Source organism: Aromatoleum evansii (genome assembly GCF_045689615.1).
Lineage (GTDB): Bacteria > Pseudomonadota > Gammaproteobacteria > Burkholderiales > Rhodocyclaceae > Aromatoleum > Aromatoleum evansii.
In genome coordinates, this window is the sequence record NZ_CP141259.1 from 209,552 (window position 1) to 231,669 (window position 22,118).

Below are 22,118 nucleotides of genomic sequence, written 5' to 3' on the forward strand. Positions count from 1 at the left end.
GGATTGCGCGTTCCCGAAACCGTCGAGATCATCGACGAGCAGGATGACGAGAAGGCCGTCCAGGCGGCCGCCGCGGTCGAGGAGCATGCCGCCGACGAGCGCCCGGCCAGCCTGCCGGCGATGTACCGCGCGCTGTGGCTGCACGCCGAGGGCGTGCGCCACCTGATCTTCGGCGCCTTCGGCCTGCTGCTCGCCTCCCAGCTCTTCAAGCTCGCGGTGCCGTGGTTCGCCGGCAACGCGATCAACGCGATCCAGAAGGGCGGGCTCGGCTCATTGTCGGATGCCGGGCGCTGGCTGATCCTCGTGTTCACGGCCATCGTCGCAACCTGGCTGTTGCACGGCCCCGGTCGCATCCTCGAACGCAACGTTGCGCTGCGCGTGCGCGAACGCCTGTCGGCGCTGCTCGTCGGGCGGCTGATGCGCGCGCCGCTGGCGTGGCACGAGCGCCACCACTCCGGCGAGATCACGCACCGCGTGCAGCAGAGCACCAGCGCGCTGTACGACTTCGCGCAGAGCCAGTTCATCTACCTGCAGAACACCGTGCAGCTGATCGGCCCCATCGTCGCGCTGTGGTTGATCTCCACGCTGGTCGGCAGCGTCGCGGTGATCGGCTACGGGCTGATCGCGCTGATGATCACGCGCTTCGACCGTGTGATGATGAAGATCGCCGTCGATACCAACCGCGCCGAGCGCGCGTGGTCCGCGACCCTGGTCGACGTGCTCGGCAACGTGCTGTCCGTGCTCGCGCTGCGCCGCGCCGAGGGCGTCGCGCGCCTGATCGCGGCGCGGCTGGAGGCGATGGCGGGGCCCTTGAAGCGCAGTATCGTCATCAACGAGGCGAAATGGGCGTCGGTCGATCTGCTCGCGAGCCTGCTGTGGTGCATCCTCGTCGCCGTGTATGCCGCGCAGGCGGCCGGCGTGATCGGTGCGGAAGCCGCCGCGGGCGTCGCGACCGGCATCGCGCTGGGCAAGGTCTTCATGGTGTACGAATACTCGCAGCAGGCCGGCGGGGTGATCACCGCGATCGCCTCGCACTTCCAGTCGCTGTCGCGCCAGCGCGCTGATTTCGCCTCGGCGCAGCCGGTGTTCGCGGCGCGCGAGGCGGCCGAGCCCGCGCGCTGCAGCGCCGAGGGCGAGCCGTGGCAGCGCATGACCGTGGTGGACCTGCGCTTCGCCCATGCCGGAGCCGAGCGCGCCGGCGCGGCGATCGATATCCCCCGCCTGGAGCTCGAACGCGGCCGCCGCTACGCGCTGGTCGGCCCCAGCGGCGCGGGCAAGAGCACGCTGCTGCGCCTGCTCGCCGGGCTCGACACCCCGGCCGAGGCGGTCGTGAGCTTCGACGCGATCCCCGCGCCCGAGGCCGCGTCCATCCTGCGCGGCATCGCGACGCTGATCCCGCAGCAGGCCGAGATGTTCGACGGCACGGTCGCCGAGAACCTCCTGCTGGGCGGCACCGCCAATCCCGACGCGATCACCGCCGCGCTGCGCGCGACCTGCGCGGATGCCTTCGTCGAAGGACTGCACGGCGGGCTCGCCGCGCGCGTCGTCGAAGGCGGCGCGAACTGGTCCGGTGGCCAGCGCCAGCGCCTCGCGCTCGCCCGCGGCGTGCTCGCGGCCGACGGCAGTTCGCTGGTGCTGCTCGACGAGCCGAGCAGCGCGCTCGACCCGGAAACCGAGGCGCGCGTGTATCAGGGCCTGTTCGCGCATTTCGCCGATGCGGTGGTCGTGTCCTCGGTGCACCGCCTGCACCTGCTCGACCGTTTCGACCAGGTGATCCTGATGCAGGGCGGGCGCATCGAGGCGATGGGGACGGCGTGGGAGCTCGCGCAGGTCTCGCCGCTGTTCCGCGAGATGCTCGCGGTGCAGGGCAGCGCGCGCGGCTGATGCCGCCGTCAGCGCGATCCTTCGGATGCCGAAGCGTCGGCCGCTTTAGGCGCCGCAGCCTCGAGCCGGGACTCCTCGATCCATTCGCGCCACACGGCCATCACGACCGCCAGAATGACCGGGCCGAGGAACAGCCCGACCAGCCCGAACGCCGCCAGGCCGCCCAGCACGCCGAACATCACGAGCAGGAAGGGAATGCGCGTCGCGTTGCTGATCACGAGCGGGCGCACCAGGTTGTCGACCCAGCTCACCGCCAGCGCGCCCCATAGCAGCAGGCCGATGCCGCCGACCATGTCGCCGTTGACCAGCATCCAGACGCCGATCGACCCCCACACGAAGGGTGCGCCGAAGGGGATCATCGCGATCAGCGCGGTGACCGCACCGAGCAGCACCGGGGCCTGCAGGCCCGCCCACCAGTAGCCCAGCCCGGCGACGAAGCCCTGCGCCAGCGCGGTGGCGATCAACCCCCACACCACCGCCTTGGTCATGCCGCCGACGGCGGCAAGGTAGGCGTCGATGCGGCTGCCGAGAAAACGGGACAGGACGCTGTGGACCTGCTGCAGAACCTTTTCGCCGTCGCGGTACAGGAAGAAGACCGTGATCAGCGCGAAGCCGAGCTTCGCCGCATTGCGCCCGACATCGCCGACGAGGGCGACGAGCTGGTCGGCACCCTCGCGGCCCCAGGCGGCGAGCTGCGTTCGCAGCGCGTCCGGGTCGTTGCCGATCAGGTCGAGCTGTTCCTGCAGCCAGCCGCCGAGCCAGGGCAGCGTGCGGATCGCCTCGGGCAAGCTCAGCGGCCCCTGCGTGAGCCGCTCGATCACCGCGGTGTAGGCCGTGCCGATCTCGCCACGGAACAGTCCGCCCAGCCACAGCGCAGGCAGGATGAAGGCCGCGCTCAGCAGCAGCGTCATGAGCAATGCGCTGGGCGTCGGGCGGCGGAGCGCCCGGCGCAGGCGCCGATACAGCGGCCATGTCGCGTAGGCGATGATGAGCGCCCACGCGACCGGCACGATGAATAGCTGCAGCACGGCGTAGGCGAGCACCAGCAGCCCGCCGAGCAGGAAGCCGAGGATCACGCGGCGCACCAGCTTGTCGGCGACCTGGTCGATCATCGCGCCGCCTCGACGGCGCGCCTGGTGGTCAGGAACGGCAGGATGCGTTTCATGCGTGACTCCGTGTGACGATGAAAGACTTCTGCGTGTTGCGCGATCAAGCGGCCGCCAGTCTTTCGGTCCGGTTCTCGATGAGCTCGTCGTGGCCTGTTCCGCCGCGGGGCCCGATCAGTGCATCACCCAGCGCCGTCCTTCCGCGGCGACCTTGTACAAGCGCCAGCCGTCGGCGCCGGGGGTGCCGCACAGGCCGTAGATGAACGGCAGTTCGGCACGGCCGGGGATCTCGAAGCGCAGGTCGCGGAAGCCCGCACACAGGCTGCCGGAGGCGTCCTGCTGCGCGTGGTCGAGCACCGGGAACATCGCGAACCAGCGGTAGAAGGCGAAATCGCCCTTGCCCCACACCTCGCGCGCGAACCCCTGCAGGTTGCCGTTGCCGAAGCGCGGGCGTGTTTCCCACTGTGCCAGTGCGACCGGGCGGTAGGGGGCGGAGAAGCGGCGGATGAAGTTGTCCTCGGGGCCGGCGGTGAGCACCTCCGTGCGACGCGTGTTGAGGTGGGCGAAATGGTACTGCTCGCCGTCGAACACGATCGCGGTCCAGTTGAAGGGCGAGGCCGGGCGCGGCGCGGCATCGACCTCGATGATCGGCACCTGGTTTGCCGCCGCCCAGGCGCGCGCGGCGGCGATCGCCTCGCCGCGGCCCACGGCCCCGACGCCGATCCATGCGACGACGAGCACGAGCGCCGTCGCGGCCGGGATGCGGCTGCTGCGCCACAGCGCGCTGGCGACGAGGCCCGCGACGAGGCTGCCGGTGATCACCAGGTCGATGATGAAGGTGGTGCCCCAGCCGAAGCGCCGGTCGGAGAAGGGGGCGAGGATCATCGTGCCGAACTGGGTGATGAGGTCGCCCGCGATGTGGATCAGGATGCCGGCGCAGGCGACGGCATAGAAGCCGCGCCAGTCCGTGCCGGGGCGGCTGCGCCGTGCGAGGCGCCCGAACAGCCACGCGAGCAGCAGGCCCCACAGCGGCAGCAGGACGAGCGAGTGGGTGACGCCGCGGTGGCCGCGCAGGTAGGCGAGTTCGGAGACGTAGCCGAGGACGAAGTCGAGGTCGGGAAAGGTCGCGGCCGCCGCGCCGGCGGCCACCGTCTGCCAGACCGGCAGGGGCGTCGCGGGGGCGGAGGGAGTTGCGGCCGCGGTGGAGGCGGCGGGCCGCCGTGCGGCGAGCAGGCGGCCGACGATCGCGCCGGAAAGGGCGTGGGTGAGTGTGTCCATGCGGCGTTTGAGGCGATCGGGCGGGCTTCGTTCCCTGTCCGCACCGATCGCCCGGCAGGCAATGGCCGTTCGGGCCGAGCCCTTCGGCAGGCTCAGGACAGGCCTGTCGGAGCCCTGCTGAACCGGGCCCTTCGACAGGCTCAGGGGGAACGGCCGGTGTCCTTTCCGACTGCCCCGTCGATAGGCTCAGCGTTCGCGGAAGGCCCGCATCATCGTGTCGGTGACCGGTTCGAGCAGGTATTCGAGCGCCGTGCGCGGTTTGGTGCGGATGAACACCTCGGCGGCCATGCCGGGCTGCAGCTCGGCCAGCGGCGAATCGGCCTCCGCGGCATCGGGGACGAGCTGGACGAGGTAGAAGGTCGCGCCGTCCTCGACCGTGAGCGCATCCGGCGAGATGTAGCTGACCTTGCCCGGCAGCAGCGGCGTCGTGCGCTGCGGCAGCGCGGTGAGGCGGATGTCCGCGCCCTGCCCGACGTGCAGCTCCTTGATCGAGTCGACATGAACGCGGCCCTCGAGGACGAGCGGGCCGGTGTCGGGCACGATCTCCATCAGCGTCGCGCGCGGGGCGATGGTGCCGCCCGCCGTATGCACGGTGAGGTTCAGCACGCGCCCGCCGACCGGGGCGCGGATGGTGAGGCGCTGCAGCAGGTCGGAGGCCGGGCGCAGGCGGTCCTGCAGTTCCATGATGCGCGTGGTGCTGGCCTTCGCCTCCTCGGCGGCCTGGCGCACGAGGTCGCTGCGCAGCGTCACCGCGCGCAGGCGCAGCTCCTCGCGCTGGCTCTGCGCGTGGGCGATCTCGGAGCGGCGCTCCTCCTCGCGCGAGCGGTAGTCGGAGATCACGCGCTTCTGCGTCAGCAGCCGGGTGTTGGCGACGAACTTCTGGTCCTTCAGCGACGTGAGGCTGGCCATCTCCTCCTCGGCGGCGGCCGCGCCCATGCGCTCGGCCTCCATCTGCGCCTTGAGCGCCTCGACTTCGTCGCCGACGCTCTTCGCCTGGTTCTCCAGCAGGGCGATCTGTGCGGCGAGCGCGCGGCGGCGTTCCTCGAAGAGGGCCTGCTCGCGGCGCATCATCTCGGCGGCGACGGGCTCGTCCTTGCGCTGCAGCAGCGCCTGCGGGAACTTCGGGGTGCTGCCGGTCATCTCCGCTTCGAGGCGGGCATGGCGGGCGAGTTCGGCGTCGAGCGCGGTGTGCGTGACCGAGTACAGCGCCTCGGCCTGCGCGTCGCGCAGCACGATGAGCGGCTGGCCCGCGGTGACGATGTCACCGTCGCGCACCAGGATTTCCTTCACGATGCCGCCTTCGTTGTGCTGCACGGCCTTGCGGTTGGCGTCGACCTTCGCCTGCGCCATCATGATGACGGCGCCCTGCAGCGGCGCGAGCGCGAGCCAGGTGCCCAGGCCCACGAACGCGATCGCGATGATGAGCTGGCCGACGCGGACGAGGCGTTTCGTCTGGTCGATCATCATGCCTCCTGCGCGCGCGAGGGGGAGACGGGAGCGACGGGCGCGACGCGCTGCGGCGCGATGCGCGCGAGCAGCTCCTCGCGCGGCCCGTAGCCTTCGACGCGGCCTTCGCGCAGCACCAGCACGCGGTCGATGCAGTCGAGCAGGCTGGGCTTGTGCGTGACCATCACCACCGTCACGCCTTCGTGCGTGATCTGGCGGATGCAGCGCACCAGGCTGGCCTCGCCGTCGGCGTCGAGGTTGGCGTTGGGCTCGTCGAGGATCACCAGCGCGGGTTCGTCGTACAGCGCGCGCGCGAGGCCGATGCGCTGCATCTGGCCACCGGACAGGATGTAATCGTTCTGGCCGATGCGGGTGTCGTAGCCTTCGGGCAGGCGCAGGATCAGCTCGTGCACCTGCGCGCGCTGCGCGGCGGCGATCACGCGCTCGGCGTCGACGCTGCCGAGGCGGGCGATGTTCTCGGCGATGGTGCCGGGGAAGAGCTCGACGTCCTGCGGCAGGTAGCCGATGTGGCGACCGTGGCCGCTGGCGACGAGCTGGCGCACGTCCGCGCCGTCGACGCGCACGGTGCCGTGGGTGGGCGCCCACACGCCGGCGAGCAGGCGCGCGAGGCTGGACTTGCCCGAGGCGCTGGGGCCGACGATCGCGAGCGACTGGCCGGCCGGGAGCTGGAAGCTCACCTGGCGCAGGATGGTCTGCATCGCCGTGCGCCCGGCGAGCGTCACCGCCTCGACGGAGAGCTCGCCGCGCGGCTCCGGCAGGGTGGTCGGCGCCGCGGCCTCGTCCTCGTCGATGAAGGGTTTCATGCGTCCCCATGCCGCGCGTGCGAGCACGAAGTTGTTCCAGTTGCCGATGACGCTCTCGACCGGCGCGAGCGCGCGGCCCAGCAGGATCGTCGAGGCGATCATGATGCCCGGCGTGACGTGCTGGTCGATCACGAGCCATGCGCCGGTGCCCATCACTGCGACCTGGATCAGCTGGCGCACGAAGCGCGACAGGCTGGTGACCCCGCTCATGGCCCCGCTGGTGGCGAGCGAGCTGGTGATCACCTCGTCGTTGAGCGCGTGCCAGCGCTCGACGAAGGGCACCGTCATGCCCATGGAGTTGAGCACGTCGGCATTGGCCATGCCCTTGTCGATGTATTGGCCGGCGCGGCGCGCGCGGTCCTGCACCGCCTCGACCTTCTTGCGGTTCATGCGCTCGTTGAACAGCGCGAGCACGAGCAGCGCGAGCATGCCGGCGAGCGCGACGGTGCCCATCAGCGGGTGGAAGAGGAAGATCAGGACGACGAAGATCAGGCCCCAGGGCGCGTCGAACAGCGAGATGATGCCGCTGCCGGTGAGGAAGCCGCGCAGCGTCGCGACGTCGCGCAGTCCGTGCAGGTTCTCGCGGCGCTGGATGTTCGAGGCGTTGCGGATCAGCGCGACGAGCACGCGGCGGCCGAGTGTGCGGTCGAGCAGCGCGCCGGCCCGCTGCAGCAGCAGGCCGCGCAGGTAGTCGAGGGCGAGCGCCAGCAGCAGCGCGCCGGCGGTCGCGATGCTCAGCATCAGCAGGGTTTCGTCGCTGCGGCTGGCGAGCACGCGGTCGAACACCTGCAGCATGTAGAGGGAGGGGGCGAGCAGCGCGACGTTGATCGCGAGACTGAACACACCTGCGTTCACGAAGATGGAGCGGAAGGCGGAGACGAACTGCCGGGTTTCTGACATCACGGAGAGGCGGTTTGAGGCCGGTACGGCGAATCGAACATATTGGCATAAAAAAGGCTGCCCCGGGGCAGCCTTTCGCAATTGCCGGGACGGACCGGATCAGGCAAACAGCGCGGCTTCCTGGATGAAGTTGTCGGCATCCAGGCCGGTGAGCGAGCCTTTCACGACCGCGATCTGAACGGCGGCGAAGTTGCCACCGCTGCCGTCGGCATCGTAATACAGCTTGCCGCCCTGGGTGTCGAAGATGAGGTAATCGTCTGTTGCGAGGGCAACCGCCTTCGCGCCGATGACCACGTTTTCCGAGGTGATGCCGCCGGCGAGCGACCCGAATACCGTGGTGTCGAAGGCGAAGACGTCCTCGGCCGCGTTGAAGTCCTTGATCAGGTCCTTGCCGCCGATCGCGAGGTTGTCGAACACGAAGGCGTCGATACCCGCGCCGCCGCTGATCTTGTCGGCGCCTTCGCCTCCGTAGATCAGATCTGCACCTGCGCCGGTCGTGATGGTGTCGTTGCCCGCGCCGCCGTCGATCCAGTTGTCGCCGTCGCCGGCGACGACCTTGTCGTTACCGCTGCCTGCAAAGATGAAGTCCGCCCCGGAACCGCTCGTGATGTTGTCGTTGCCGGCACCGGCTTCGATCCAGTTCACGCCGTCGCCGGCAGCGATCTTGTCGTTGCCGGCGCCGGTGAACACGTCGTCGTGGCCCGCGCCCAAGGTGATCTGGGCATTCCCCGATTCGTCGACGATCGTGTTATTGCCGGAATCGTCGCTGATCTTGTCATTGCCGGCGCCGCCATCGATGTAGTCGTTTCCCGCACCGCCCGTGAGCTGGTCATTGCCGGCACCGCCGTAGATCTCGTCGGCACCTTCGCCGCCGTTGACCTTGTCGTTGCCGGTCGATGCGTCGAGGTAGTCGTCGCCCGCGGTGCCGGTGATGGTGTCGTTGCCGGAGTAGATAGACGCGGAAAGACCGGCGAAGCCGTCAGCCTCGAGGGCGTTCATGGCGCTTGCGGCATCGAGCTTCAGGCCGCTGGCGCTGCCGGATGCCACGAACTGCACGTTGTCCTCGTCACTGTAGGCTTCCAGTGCGGTGCCCCATTCGATCCCCGTGATCTTGCCCGAGATGCCGGAAAAATCGAGGCCAGCGCTGCCCAGGCTGATGCTTCCCTTCAGCGTCACGTAGTCCCATTCCCAAACGTCAGGCGTGGTGGGGTTATCGTTCGACCATTTCATCGTCACCGAGGTCGCCTTGCCGCTGAATCCTCCTGTATCAAGATTCAGCTTCATGGAGCCTTTGAGAGTCAGGTCGCCCATCGCATCATATGCATCGCTGTATCCGCCCAGCGTCGCCGATTTCAGCGTGAAGACGGAAGCCGAGGTGATTCCGTCATTCTGGTTGAACTCGACCTTCCCACTGCCTTCGGCGGCTAGCCACCCCCAACCCATACCTAGGGTGTACGGCCCATAGACGTTCAACTCATCAATCGTCGCGGAGCTCGTGCCGACCGATGAGAACCCCGCGTAAATGGCCGTTCCATCCGCCCATTCGATCCAGGCGTCATTGCCATACATGTCCCAGTACATCGGTTCGCCATACGCCACTGTGTCAAGCGCGTAAGACATAGAGTCGGCGGCATCGAGGAGCGTATCCGCGTAGTCCGCGTAGCTGAAACCGGCATCGATGGTTGCAAGGGTGTTGTTGACGTTGCTGAACGAAGCCATGTGAGGATGCTCCTGCGCGGGGAAATGTAAAAATTGATTGCATGGTAGCGCGAATGGATTGCCTGCGCTCTTGAGTTAGGTCAACGCCATATTCAAACTATGCAGGGCGAGAATTGGTTGCTCCGCGGCGCGGCGAGATCGGCCACCCCACGACCTCGTCGTCACGCGCTTCGGGTGGGCATGCAGAACCTTTCGCCCTTGTGGAGGGGCCGAAAATCAAAGGCTGCCCGCAGGCAGCCTTCCGGGCATGGTGGTTTGGCTGGCGGCTAGGCGAACAGCGTCGCCTCGTCGATGAAATTGCCGGCATCCAGGTCGGTCAGCGAGCCCTTCACGACCGCGATCTGTACCGCGGCGAAAGCCGTGTCGCTACCGTCGGCATCGTAGTACAGCTTGCCGCCGCGTGTATCGAAGATCAGGAAATCATCCGCCTGCGCGGCGGTCGCCCGATCGCCGATCACCACGTTGCCGGCTGCGATGCCGCCCGACAGCGAGGTGAACACGCTGGTGTCGAAGGCGAGGAAATCCTCGCCAGCATTGAAGTCCTTGATGGTGTCCTTGCCGCCGACCGCGAGGTTGTCGAACACGAAGACGTCGAGGCCCGCGCCGCCGTTGATCTTGTCGGCGCCCTCGCCGCCGTAGATCACGTCGGCACCCGCGCCGGTGCGCAGCACGTCGTTACCCGCGCCGCCCTCGACCCAGTTGGCGCCATCGCCGGCGACGACCTTGTCGTTGCCGCTGCCCGCCAGGATGAAGTCCGCGCCCGCGCCGGTCGCGATGTTGTCGTTGCCGGCACCGGCGTCCACATCATTGTCGCCGTCGCCCGCGACGATCTTGTCATTGCCCGCGCCGGTGATGATGTCGTCGTCGCCGGCGCCGGTGGTGACGCGCGCGTTGCCTTCGGTGTCGATCACGGTGTTGTTGCCGGCGTCATCGACGATCCTGTCGTTGCCCGCGCCGCCGATGATGTGGTCGTTGCCGGCGCCCCCGAACAGCTGGTCGTTGCCGGCGCCGCCATCGATGTGGTCGTCGCCTTCCTCGCCGAAGACCTTGTCGTTGCCGCTCGAGGCTTCGAGGAAGTCGTCACCGGCGGTGCCGTCGATTACGTCGCTGCCGGCATACAGCCCTGCCATCAGCGAGTTGAAGCCGCCGGAATCGAGGCCGTTCAGCGTGCTTGCGGCATCCATCTTCAGCCCGCTGAAGCTCGTCGTTGGGGTGAACGCGATCGGGTTGCCGTCGGCATCCGTGCTCATCGTGCCCCATTCGAAAGCGGTGAACCGGCCGGTCAGGGTGCCGAGGTCGGACGAGAAGGCGTCGCCGGTGAGCTTGACGCTACCCTTGAGCGTCACGTACTGCCATTCGAGGGCCGGCGTGGCGACATCGTCAGCCAGCCAGCTGAAGGTCATGGCGGTGATCTTGCCGGACACGGCGCCGGTGTCGAGGTTCATGCGCCCGGAGCCGGCGAGGATCTGGCCGACCTGGTCGTTGCCGAAGATCATGCGCGTCATGCGCAGGTTCGAACTGGTGAGCTCGCCCGAGCTATTGACGGCGAGACGACCTCCGCCCGACAGCGTGAAGTAGGAGCCGTCGCCCGCGCCGAGATGCAGGCCGTCCATCGTCAGCGAGTTGGAGCCGAGCGCGGTGATGCCGAACTGCAGGTGCGTGCCGTCGGCCCACTCCGCGTGCATCGTGCCGATACCGGGCGGTGTCATCGATATCGGATCCTGGAAATTCATGGTGGTGGCCGCCTGGTCGATCGACAGCATCGCGGAGAGCAGCTCATCCGTGTAGGCGGAAAACGTGAAGCCCGGATCAAGAACAGCCGCCGTGCTGTTCAGGTTGGTGAACTTTGTCATTTTCTTCCCCTTTTGCAGTGGTGCGTCGGAAGCCTGCTTATCTGTTTCAGTATAGGCTTTGTAAGCAACGGCTAATTTGCAAAACGGGTAGGATTGATCTGGCTCAAGTCCTTGACTTGGCTGGGGGAAATGCCCCGCCTATTCGGGGCGGAAGGCGTAGAAAAGGTTGGGTTCGCTGACGACATACAGGTTGCCGCGCTCGTCGAGCGTGACGCCTTCGGCTTGGGGGATGCTGCCGGCGAGGCCGGCGAATCCGGCGGCGAGGCCCTGGTAGCCGACGTAGCGGCCGTCGGCATCGAGTTCGAGCGCGAGCTTGGAGGCGTCGCTGAGCAGGATCAGGTGGCCGGTGCGCGGGTCGTATTCGACCGAGGAGAAATCGCGAGCGACGAACTTGTCGCGAATCCAGTCCTCGCGGTCGATCACTTCGACCTCGAGGTGGCCGGCGAGGCTCGCGCGCAGGCCGCGGATCTCGTAGAGCTTGCGTGGCGAGTGCTCCTTGACGACGAACAGGCGGTCGCGCGCCGGGTCGTAGGCGACGCCCTCGATGCCGGCGTTGTCGCCGCCACCCAGTGCGAGCGTGAGTGCGGGCAGGCCGTCGCGCGACAGCACCGCGTCGCTCGCCGCCGGAATCGGGGCGACGACGAGGGACTGGCGGCGCTCTTCGGCGAGCAGCAGGCGGCCGTCGCCCAGCACGGCGACCCCTTCGACGTCGTTGAAGCCGGGCAGGGGATGGCGCGCCAGCACGTCGCCGTCGCGGTCGAGCGCCAGCAGTTGCGGCGGTTCATTGACGACGGCCCACAGGTGGCCGCGCTGCGCGTCCCAGGCGAGGCCCGAGAGGTTGCGCGCGACGCCGGCGACGGGGTAGGCCTCGACGTTCACGCGGGGGTCGGACAGAGCGCTGGCCGTGCCTTCGGCGCGGGCGGGCTTCAGGGCGGAGATCGCGGCGGCGAAGGCGCGGTCCAGCAGTCCGCCGTCGGCCTGCTGCATGGCCAGCGCCAGGCCCAGCAGCGCTGCCGCGGCGAGCGCGCCCCGCCAGGGGGTCGTGAGGGGAAGCGCGAGTGTTCGGGAGTCCGGCGTCATCGTCCTGCCTGTTCGTCGTTACGCATGTACGACGCACTATCGCAGGGCAATGTTTCAGTCGCTTGTCGACGGGCGCGCCGCCCGGGGGCTGTCTTCTCGCGGAACTCTCAGTGCGAGCGCCAGCCCCATTCCCGCGCGGGGATGCGCAGCGTGACGGGGTCGCCCGAGCCGGTTTCGGCGAAGAGTTCGAGCTCGCCCGAGTCGAGGATGCGGGCGCGGGTGGCGATGACCTCGTGCACCTTCCAGGGCGAGCTGGGGCGGCCGGTGAGGCGCAGGCGGGGATAATTGACGCGCAGCACGTCGGCCCACAGGTCCATGACGTCGGGGGCGAATCTGACGAGCTGGAATTCGATTTCGCGGACCATGCATGACTCCGGGGTGGTCGTGGTGGGGGCGGCGCGGGGCGCATGCTACTGTGTTGGGCTGCGCGCGGCTACGGCGGCGGGGTGCGACGCATTCTGTCGCAGCCCGGCGCTACAGTGCGAGGCGAATGGATTCGGTGCGGCAAGGGGAGACCGGGACAGGCATGGACGGTGAGGACGAAGTGGCGGGCGAGCTGACCGGCGACCTGAGGGGCGGGCTGATGGTGATCCACGGCAATCACCCCGAGGCGCTGCGCGACGTGCTGGTCGCGTGGATGAAGCGCCATCCGTTGGCGCCGCTGGAGAACGAGCTGATCCTGGTGCAGAGCAACGGCATCGCGCAGTGGCTGAAGATGGCACTGGCGGCCGACGAGACGGCGGGGGGCTGCGGCATCGCCGCGGCGCTGGATGCCTTCCTGCCTTCGCGTTTCGTGTGGCAGGCGTACCGCGCGGTGCTCGGGCGCGATGCGGTGCCGGAGGTGTCGCCCTTCGACAAGCCCTTGTTGGTGTGGCGCCTGATGCGCCTGCTGCCGGCGTTGCTCGCGCGTGACGAGTTCGCACCGCTCGCGCGCTTCCTGGCGGACGACGAGGACTTGCGCAAGCGCCACCAGCTCGCCGAGCGCCTCGCCGACCTCTTCGACCAGTACCAGATGTACCGCGCCGACTGGCTCGCGGCCTGGGCGGCGGGTGAGGACGTGCTGCTCACCGCGCGCGGTGCGCGCGAGGCGCTGCCGGCAGCGCAGGTCTGGCAGCCGGCGCTGTGGCGCGCGCTGCTGGAGGATGTCGGCCCGGACTTCGCCGGCAGCGGCCGTGCGGCCGTGCATACGCGCTTCCTCGCGGCCGTCGCGGAGATGCGCGATGCGCCCCGCCCGCCCGCGCTGCCGCGGCGCGTGATGGTCTTCGGCATCTCCTCGCTGCCGGCGCAGACGCTGGAGGTGCTCGCGGCGATCGCGCAGTGGAGCCAGGTGCTGCTGTGCGTGCATAACCCTTGCGAGCACTACTGGGCCGACATCGTCGCGGACAAGGAGCTGCTGCGCGCGAGCAGCTCGCGCCATGCGCGCCGCGCCGGCATGCCGGCGGTGCTGGCGGAGGAGGAACTGCACTTGCACGCCCATCCGCTGCTCGCGGCCTGGGGCAAGCAGGGGCGGGATTTCATCGGCCTGCTCGACGAGCACGACGCCGGCGACGCCCGCGAGCGCTACGCGCGCCGCTTCGCCGAGGTCGGCACGCGCATCGATCTCTTCGCGCCGCACGGTGACGACTGCCTGCTGCACCAGTTGCAGGACGACATCCGCGACCTGCGCCCGCTCGCGGAGACGCGCGCGCGTTGGCCGGTGGTCGATCCCGCGACGGATGCCTCGATCCGCTTCCACGTCGCGCACGGCCCGCAGCGCGAGGTCGAGATCCTGCATGACCAGCTGCTGGCGGCCTTCAACGCCGATGAGACGCTGCGCCCGCGCGACGTGATCGTGATGGTGCCGGATATCGACGCCTACGCGCCGCACATCCAGGCGGTGTTCGGCCTGCTCGACGCCGAGGATCCGCGCTTCATCCCCTTCACGGTCGCCGACCAGGGCCTGCGCCACCACGATCCGCTGCTCAATGCCGTCGAGAAGCTGCTGGGCCTGCCGCAGTCGCGCGTGGCCGTCTCCGACGTGCTCGATCTCCTCGAAGTGCCGGCGCTGCGTGCGCGCTTCGGCATCGCGGAGGACGAACTGCCGCTGCTGCACCGCTGGGTGCGCGGCGCGAACATCCGCTGGGGCCTGCACGCGGAGCAGCGTGCGAGCCTCGGCCTGCCCGATGGGGCGGAGCAGAACTCGTGGCTGTTCGGGCTGCGTCGCATGCTGCTCGGTTATGCGGTGGGCGGCGCGGGGGATGCAGGGAGTGCAGACGAGGCCTGGCAGGGCATCGAGCCCTACGACGAGATCGGCGGCCTCGATGCGGGCCTGGTCGGACCGCTCGCGACGCTGCTGGAGCGTCTCGACGCGGCGTGGCGCGGACTGCGCGAGACGGCCGCGGTCGAGGACTGGTGCGTCCGCCTGCGCGGGCTGCTCGCGGACTTCTTCGACCCCGCCGACAGCAACGGCGCGTATACGCTGCAGCGGCTCGAATCGGCGCTGCAGGCGTGGCAGGACGCCTGCGCCGCGGCGGGGCTCGCCGAGGCGCTGCCGCTGTCCGTGGTGCGCGAACACTGGCTCGCGCAGATGGACGACTCGGGCCTGTCGCAGCGCTTCTTCGCCGGCGCGGTGACCTTCGCGACTCTGATGCCGATGCGCGCGATCCCCTTCCGCCACGTGTGCCTGCTGGGCATGAACGATGGCGACTACCCGCGCACGCGCGTGCCGATGGACTTCGACCTGATGGGGCGCGACTACCGCCCCGGCGACCGCTCGCGCCGCGAGGACGACCGCTACCTGTTCCTCGAGGCGCTGCTCTCCGCGCGCGAGCGCCTGCACGTGAGCTGGGTCGGGCGCAGCATCCACGACAACACGGAGCGTCCGCCCTCGGTGCTGGTCGGGCAACTGCGCGACCACCTCGCGGCCGGCTGGCGGCTGGCGCGGGAGGGTGGCGAGGACGCCGGCGAGGGGCTCCTTCGTGCGCTCACCGTCGAACACCGCCTGCAGCCTTTCAGCCCGGACTACTTCCCGGCCGCGGGTTCCCAGTCGCCGCTGTTCACCTATGCGCACGAGTGGCGCGATGGCCTCGCGGCGGAGGTCCCGGCCGCCGTGCCCGCGCCGCTGGCGCCGCTCGACGAGACCGAGCCGCTGACGCTGCGCGAGCTAGCGGATTTTCTCAAGGAGCCCGCGAAAGTCTTCCTGCGCCGACGCCTGGGCGTGTATTTCGAGCTGCCCGACCCGGCCAGCGAGGACCACGAGCCCTTCGCGCTCGATGCGCTGCAGAACTGGCAGCTGCAGGACGAGCTGATCGCGGCCCAGCTCGACGCGCTGGACCACGGCGATGAGCGCGAGGCGGCGCTGGAGCGGGCGCTCGCGCGCATCGAGCGCCGCGGCGAACTCGCGCCCGGCAACTTCGCCGCGCTGATGCAGGCCGCGCTGGCCGAGCCGATGGAGGACCTCTTCGCGCGCTACGCGCAGGCGCTCGTCGAGTGGCCGGAGGCGATCGAGCCGGATGAGGAGATCGCCTTCGAACACGGCGCTGGAGCGACGCGGCTCATGGTCGCCGACCGCCTCGGCGGCCTGCGCCGCAATGCCGAGGGCGCGCGCGGACGGCTCGTGCTGGAGCGCAGCGGGGTGGTCACGAAGGAGAAGAAGTACCGCCGCGACAAGCTGCTGCGCCACTGGGTCGCGCACGTCGCCGGCCACCTCGCGGGCGTGCCGCTGGCGAGCCTCGTCGTCGGCAAGGTCGGCAATGCGCCGCTCGACCCGCTCGACGTCGAGGCCGCACGCGGCTGGTTCCGCAGCCTGCTCGAGGCCTGGCACGAGGGCCTCAGGCGCCCGCTGCCGCTCGCCGCGAAGACCGCCTTCGCGTGGCTGGACGCCGGTGGCCGTGCCGATACCCCGAAGGACAGCGACGCCGGCCGCGCCGCGCGGATCGCCTACGAGGGCGACGGCTTCAAGCGGCGCGGCGAGATCGAGGACAGCCCCTACCTCGCCCGCGCCTGGCCGGATTTCGACGCGCTGTGGGCGGGCGGCGAGTTCGCGCGGCTTGCCGACGCGCTGCTGTTGCCGGTGTATTTCGGCATCGGCACGAGCAAGGACTACAAGCTGGGCCTCGCCAAGGGAGACGAGGCATGAATGCCACCATGACGACCGACGCCCGCAGACTCGACCCGCTCGCCTTTCCGCTGCACGGCAGCCGCCTCATCGAGGCGAGCGCCGGCACCGGCAAGACCTTCACGATCGCCGCCCTGTACGTGCGCCTCGTGCTCGGCCACGGTGGCGAGGCCGCCTTCGCGCGCGCGCTGACGCCGCCCGAGATCCTCGTCGTGACCTTCACCGACGCCGCGACCAAGGAGCTGCGCGACCGCATCCGCGCGCGCCTGTCCGAGGCCGCGGGGTATTTCCGCACCGACCCGGCGGAAGTCGGCACGAGCGAGCCGGGCAAGGACTTCCTGCACGACCTGCGCGCCGACTATCCGCCGGAAAGCTGGCCCGGCTGCGCGCGCAAGCTGCAGCTCGCCGCCGAATGGATGGACGAGGCGGCAGTGTCGACGATCCACGGCTGGTGCAAGCGCATGCTCAACGAGCACGCCTTCGACAGCGACAGCCTGTTCACCCAGCAGCTCGAGACCGACCAGCGCGAACTGCTCGCCGAGGTCGTGCGCGACTTCTGGCGCAGCTTCTTCGTGCCGCTGGACGAGCGCGCGGTCGCGGAGATCGCCGGCTGGTGGGCGACGCCGGAGGCGCTGCAGGGCGAGCTCGGCAAGCTGGTCGAGCACGCCGAGGCACTCGACGACGCGCCGGCGCCGGCCGAGGCGGTCGCGGTCGCGCGCGACGACAAGGCGCATGCGCTCGCGGCGCTCAAGGCGCCGTGGACGGCTTGGGCGGACGAGCTGGAAACCCTGCTGGACGGTGCGGTCGCCGCGAAGCAGGTGAATGGCCGCAAGATCCAGAAGCGCTACTACCAGCCCTGGCTCGACGCGCTGCGCGGCTGGGCTGCCGACGAGGCCGCCGAAACGCCGGAGTTGAAGAGCGGCTGGGACCGCCTCACGCCCGAAGGCATCGCCGACGGCTGGAAGGAAGGCGTCGAGCCGCCCGCGCACCCCGCCTTCGATGAGATCCCGCGCCTGCAGGCGGCGCTTGCCGCGCTGCCCGACGCCCGCGCCGACCTGCTGCGCTTCGCCGCGCGCTGGGTCGCCTGCCGCTTCGCCGCCGAGCAGCAGCGCCGCGCGCAGATGGGCTTCAACGACCTCCTCACACGCCTCGCCGCGGCGCTGCGCCAGCCCAACGGCGCGCGCCTCGCCGAGGTGATCCGCCGCCAGTTCCCGGTCGCGCTGATCGACGAGTTCCAGGACACCGACCCGGTCCAGTACGACATCTTCGACCGCGTCTATCGCATCGCCGACAACGCGCCCGAAGCCGGCGTGGTGCTGATCGGCGACCCCAAGCAGGCGATCTACGCCTTCCGCGGCGCGGACATCTTCACCTACCTGCGCGCGCGCCGCGACGTCGGCGGGCGCCTGTTCACGCTGGGCACGAACTACCGCTCGACCGCAGCGATGGTCGCCGCGGTGAACCGCTGCTTCGCGCAGGCCGAGGCGCGCGCGGACGGCGCGGGCGCCTTCCTGTTCCGCGCGCAGGACGACAACCCCGTGCCCTTCCTGGAGGTCGAGGCCCGCGGGCGGCGCGAGCGCCTCGTCGTCGACGGCGAGCCGGTCACGGCGCTCACCTGCTGGGCGCTCGACCCGCGCGAGGCAGGCAAGGCGGTCGGTGTCACCGACTTCCGCACGCGCATGGCTGCGAGCTGCGCCGCGGCGATCGTGCGCCTGCTGAACCTCGGCCAGCAGGGGCGGGCGGGATTCGAGCGGGCGGGGGACGAAACCGGGGGCGATGCGCTCGCCGCGCTGCGCCCGGCGGATATCGCGATCCTCGTGAACAGCCGCACCGAGGCCAGCGCCGTGCGCGCCGCGCTCGCCGCGGGCGGGGTGCGCAGCGTCTATCTCTCCGACCAGGAATCGGTGTTCGCCAGTCCGCAGGCCGCCGAGCTGCAGCAGTGGCTCGCGGCCTGTGCCGAGCCGGACGACGACGGCCTGCTGCGCGCGGCGCTCGCCACGCCCTGTCTGGGCCTGGACTGGGCCGCGCTCGACCGCCTGCGCCACGACGAACTCGAATGGGAAGAGCGTGTGCTGCAGTTCCGCAGCTACCGCCAGCTGTGGCGCCGCCAGGGCGTGCTGCCGATGCTGCGGCGCCTGCTGGGCGACTTCGGCGTGCCGCGGCGCCTCCTCGGCGGCGAGGAGGGTGGGACGGGCGCGGGGAGCGACGGCGAACGGGCGCTCACCGACCTGCTGCATCTCGCGGAGCTGCTGCAGCACGCGAGCGTCGCGCTCGACGGCGAGCACGCGCTGATCCGGCATCTGGCCGAGCAGCGCGCCGACGCCGGCAACGGCGACGATGCGAGGAAACTGCGCCTCGAAAGCGATGCCGACCTCGTGCAGGTCGTTACCGTGCACAAGTCCAAGGGCCTCGAATACCCGCTGGTGTTCCTGCCCTTCGCCTGCACCTGTCGCCAGGTCGATCCCGACGACCTGCCGATCAAGCTGCACGAGGCCGCAGGCGCCCTCCGGCTCGTGCTGGAGCCGCAGGGCGACGACATCGCGCAGGCCGACCGCGAGCGCCTCGGCGAGGACCTGCGCAAGCTCTACGTCGCGCTCACCCGCGCGCGCCACGCGACCTGGATCGGCGTCGCGCCGCTGGAGAAGCTCGAACTCAGTGCCCTGGGCTATCTCCTCGCCGGCGGCGCGTCGATCGCCACGGATGCCCTGCCCGATGCGCTGGCCGCCCTGCGCGGCGACTGCGCGCACATCGCGGTCGAACCCGCGCCGGCGCCCGCGGGCGAGCGCTTCGCCCCGCGCGTCGCCCGCAGCGAAATAGGCGCCGCGCGCGAACCGCGCCGGGCGGTGCGCGAATTCTGGTGGATCGCGAGCTATTCGGCGTTGCGCACGGCGGAAGCGGAGGGCGTCGCCGCCGAGGTGATCGCGGCAGGCACCGCGCCGACCGCGGAACCCGTCCCCCCCGCGGCGGAAACCCCGGCCGAAGAGACCTTCGCCGAGACCCTGGCCGAAGCCCCCGGCAGCCCCGCCGCGCCGGCGGGCGACCAGCGCCTGCACCGCTTCGCGCGCGGCCCCGGCCCCGGCACCTTCCTGCACGAGCTCCTCGAATGGGCCGCGCGCGAAGGCTTCGGCCGCGTGCTCGCGGCGCCCGAGCGCGCCCGCGACATGATCGCGCGCCGCTGCGCCGTGCGCGGCTGGAGCCAGTGGACCGAGGCCCTGACACGCTGGCTGCTCGACTTCATCGCGACGCCGCTGCCGCTGCCCGGCGGCGACTCCGCGCGGCTGGCCGACCTCGCGGGGGCGCGGCCCGAGATGGAATTCTGGTTCGAGACCCACCGCGCCGACCTGGTGCGCCTCGACGCCCTCGTGCGTGCCCACACGCTCGGCACCGCACCGCGCCCGGAACTCGCGCCGGGCCGGCTCAACGGCATGCTCAAGGGCTTCATCGATCTCGTCTTCGAACACCAGGGGCGCTACTACGTGGCCGACTACAAATCCAACTGGCTGGGGCCGGACGACGCGGCCTACACCCCCGCCGCGATGCGCGGCGCGGTGCTCGCGAAGCGCTACGAGCTGCAATACGTGCTCTACCTCTTCGCGCTGCACCGCCTGCTCAAGTCGCGCCTGCCCGACTATGACTACGACCGCCACGTCGGCGGCGCGGTGTACCTCTTCCTGCGCGGCAGCCACGCGCCGACCCGCGGCGTGCATGCCGAGCGCCCGCCACGCGCGCTGATCGAGGCGCTGGATGCGGAGTTCGGCATGGTGGCCGCGGTCGGGGAGGTGCGGTGATGACGCGCACGAGCAAAGGCCGCCGTCCCGGCGCGGAGTTCATGGACGACCTGTTCGCGGGCGCGGACGATCGCGGCGCCGCGGCGCGCGGCGATGTGCCCGCGCTGCTGCGCCGCTGGGCCGAGCGTGGCTGGCTGCGCCCGCTCGACCGCGTGTTCGCGGGATTCCTGCGCGACGAGGCGCCCGATGCCGATCCGCTGCTGCTCCTGGCCGCAGCGCTCGCGAGCCATCAGCTCGGCCGCGGTCACGTGTGCCTGGACCTTGCTGCGACGCTCGCGGACCCGCGCTTCGCGCTGTCGCTGCCGCCCGAGGGGGACGACGACACCGACCTGCCGCCGCTGCCCGACGAGGTGCTCACGGGCGTGACGCTCGAACGCTGGCGCGCCGCGATGGCGCACCCGCTGCTGGTCGCCGGCGGTGCCGGCACGACCCCGCTCGTCCTCGTCGGCTCCCGCCTCTACCTGCGCCGCTACTGGCAATACGAATGTGACGTGCGTGCAGGCATCGACGCGCGCCTCGCCGCGCCGCCCGCGGACCTCGATCCGGCGGCGTTCCGCCAGGCCCTCGACGCGCTCTTCCCGCCGCGTGCGGGCCGCGCCGTCGACTGGCAGAAGCTCGCCTGTGCGCTGGTCGCGCGCAGCGCATTCGGCATCGTCACCGGCGGCCCCGGCACCGGCAAGACCACCACCGTCGTGCGCCTGCTCGCGTTGCTGCAGAGCCTCGCGCTCGCCGGCCCGCAAGGCCGCCCCTTGCGCATCCGCCTCGCCGCGCCCACCGGCAAGGCCGCGGCGCGGCTCAACGAGTCGATCGCCGGGGCGGTCGCGCAGCTCGACCTCGAGCGCCTGCCCGGAGGCGAAGCCGTGCGCGCGGCGATCCCGGTCGCCGTCGGCACGCTGCACCGCCTGCTCGGCAGCCGCCCCGACACGCGCCACTTCCGCCACGATGCGCGAAACCCGCTGGCGCTCGACGTGCTGGTCGTCGACGAGGCCTCGATGGTGGACCTCGAGATGATGGCCGCGGTGCTCGCCGCGCTCCCGGCGCGCGCCCGTCTCGTGCTGCTCGGCGACAAGGACCAGCTCGCCTCGGTCGAGGCCGGTGCGGTGCTGGGCGAACTGTGCGCCCGTGCGCGTGAGGGCTACTACACTCCGGCGACGCGCGACTGGCTCGCCGACGTGACCGGCACGCGCCTCGACGACGCCCTCGTCGACCCGCAGGGCGAGCCGCTCGACCAGGCCGTGGCGATGCTGCGCGTGAGCCACCGCTTCACGGCCGACAGCGGCATCGGGCGGCTGGCCGAGGCCGTGAATGCCGGCGACCGGGCGGCGATGCATGCCGTGTTGAACGGATCGGGGGCGCAGCGCTGCGTCGATCTCGCGCGCCTGCGGCTCGCCGGTGACGCGGACCTGCGCGCCCTGGCGATCGACGGCGGCGCGGAGAATTTCCCCGGTGGCGGGCTGCTCGCCGGCAAGGATGCGCCCCCGCCGCCGGCGGGTTTCGGCCATTATCTGCAGGTGATGCACGACGGCCGACCCGGGCTGACGGCCGGCCAGGATGCCTTCGAGCGTTGGGCGCGCGCGGTGCTCGCCGCGCAGGGCCGCTTCCAGCTGCTGTGCGCGCTGCGCCGCGGGCCGTGGGGTGTCGCAGGGCTTAACGAGCGAGTCGCGCGCATGCTGCATGCGGCCGGCCTGATCGAGGCCGACCACGGCTGGTATCCCGGCCGCCCGGTGCTCGTCACGCGCAACGACTATGGCCTGGGTCTCATGAACGGCGACCTCGGCGTGACCCTCGAATTGCCGCGTCCCGCGCCGGACGGCGACCTGCAATGGGGCCTGCGCGTGGCCTTCCCTGCGGGCGACGGCAGCGATGGCGTGCGCTGGGTGCTGCCGAGCCGCCTGCAGGCGGTCGAGACGGTGTTTGCGATGACCGTGCACAAGTCGCAGGGCTCGGAATTCACCCATGCCGCGCTGGTGCTGCCCGAGGCGCTGAACCCCGTCCTCACGCGCGAGCTCGTGTACACCGGCATCACCCGCGCGCGCCGGTGGCTGACGCTGGCGACGGCGGGATCCGACCGCGTGCTGGACGAGGCGGTCGACCGGCGCGTGCTGCGCGCGAGCGGCCTGATGGCCGCCCGTAACGCCTCCTGA

At 70.6% G+C, this 22,118-nt stretch carries 12 protein-coding genes; 4 read left to right on the plus strand and 8 right to left on the minus strand.

The features are described from left to right. Positions 1–3 precede the first annotated feature (3 nt). Positions 4–1,884: an ATP-binding cassette domain-containing protein gene (locus U5817_RS00905; RefSeq protein WP_407279392.1), complete on the plus strand. Its 1,881-nt coding sequence runs from the start codon at positions 4–6 to the stop codon at positions 1,882–1,884. An 8-nt stretch (positions 1,885–1,892) separates the two neighbouring features. On the opposite strand, the gene U5817_RS00910 is transcribed toward U5817_RS00905, so the two are convergent. From U5817_RS00910 to U5817_RS00945, 8 genes are all read right to left on the minus strand, one after another. Then, positions 1,893–2,996 (minus strand): AI-2E family transporter, encoded by a 1,104-nt coding sequence (locus U5817_RS00910; RefSeq protein WP_407279393.1) that lies wholly within the window; start codon positions 2,994–2,996, stop codon positions 1,893–1,895. A 168-nt stretch (positions 2,997–3,164) separates the two neighbouring features. Continuing rightward, entirely contained in the window at positions 3,165–4,268 is a 1,104-nt protein-coding gene (locus U5817_RS00915) for a metal-dependent hydrolase (protein WP_407279394.1), read from the minus strand. A 186-nt stretch (positions 4,269–4,454) separates the two neighbouring features. Then, complete coding sequence (locus tag U5817_RS00920; RefSeq protein ID WP_407279395.1) at positions 4,455–5,732, minus strand: HlyD family type I secretion periplasmic adaptor subunit; 1,278 nt, start codon at positions 5,730–5,732, stop codon at positions 4,455–4,457. Next, complete coding sequence (locus U5817_RS00925) at positions 5,732–7,438, minus strand: type I secretion system permease/ATPase (protein ID WP_407279396.1); 1,707 nt, start codon at positions 7,436–7,438, stop codon at positions 5,732–5,734. The genes U5817_RS00920 and U5817_RS00925 overlap by 1 nt, the downstream gene beginning before the upstream one ends. 99 nt (positions 7,439–7,537) lie before the next feature. Further along, positions 7,538–9,157, minus strand: a complete 1,620-nt coding sequence (locus U5817_RS00930) for a calcium-binding protein (protein WP_407279397.1) — start codon at positions 9,155–9,157, stop codon at positions 7,538–7,540. 266 nt (positions 9,158–9,423) lie between these two features. Beyond that, positions 9,424–11,010 carry a calcium-binding protein gene (locus U5817_RS00935; protein WP_407279398.1) on the minus strand — a complete coding sequence of 529 codons (1,587 nt, stop codon included), beginning with the start codon at positions 11,008–11,010 and terminating at the stop codon, positions 9,424–9,426. Between the two features lie 138 nt (positions 11,011–11,148). Then, the gene (locus U5817_RS00940) at positions 11,149–12,090 is read right to left on the minus strand and encodes an SdiA-regulated domain-containing protein (protein ID WP_407279399.1); all 942 of its coding nucleotides are present in this window, start codon (positions 12,088–12,090) and stop codon (positions 11,149–11,151) included. 107 nt (positions 12,091–12,197) lie between these two features. Then, positions 12,198–12,455 (minus strand): hypothetical protein, encoded by a 258-nt coding sequence (locus U5817_RS00945; protein ID WP_407279400.1) that lies wholly within the window; start codon positions 12,453–12,455, stop codon positions 12,198–12,200. Between the two features lie 161 nt (positions 12,456–12,616). Between U5817_RS00945 and recC the strand changes: the two genes are divergently transcribed. Genes recC through recD form a run of 3 tightly spaced genes read left to right on the plus strand, consistent with a single transcriptional unit; the run spans position 12,617 to position 22,118 of the window. Beyond that, positions 12,617–16,207, plus strand: coding sequence for an exodeoxyribonuclease V subunit gamma (recC, locus tag U5817_RS00950; protein ID WP_407279401.1), 3,591 nt, complete (start codon positions 12,617–12,619; stop codon positions 16,205–16,207). Next, positions 16,204–19,974, plus strand: coding sequence for an exodeoxyribonuclease V subunit beta (gene recB, locus U5817_RS00955; protein WP_407279402.1), 3,771 nt, complete (start codon positions 16,204–16,206; stop codon positions 19,972–19,974). Before recC ends, recB begins: the two co-directional genes overlap by 4 nt. After that, positions 19,974–22,118, plus strand: a complete 2,145-nt coding sequence (recD, locus tag U5817_RS00960) for an exodeoxyribonuclease V subunit alpha (protein WP_407279403.1) — start codon at positions 19,974–19,976, stop codon at positions 22,116–22,118. The genes recB and recD overlap by 1 nt, the downstream gene beginning before the upstream one ends.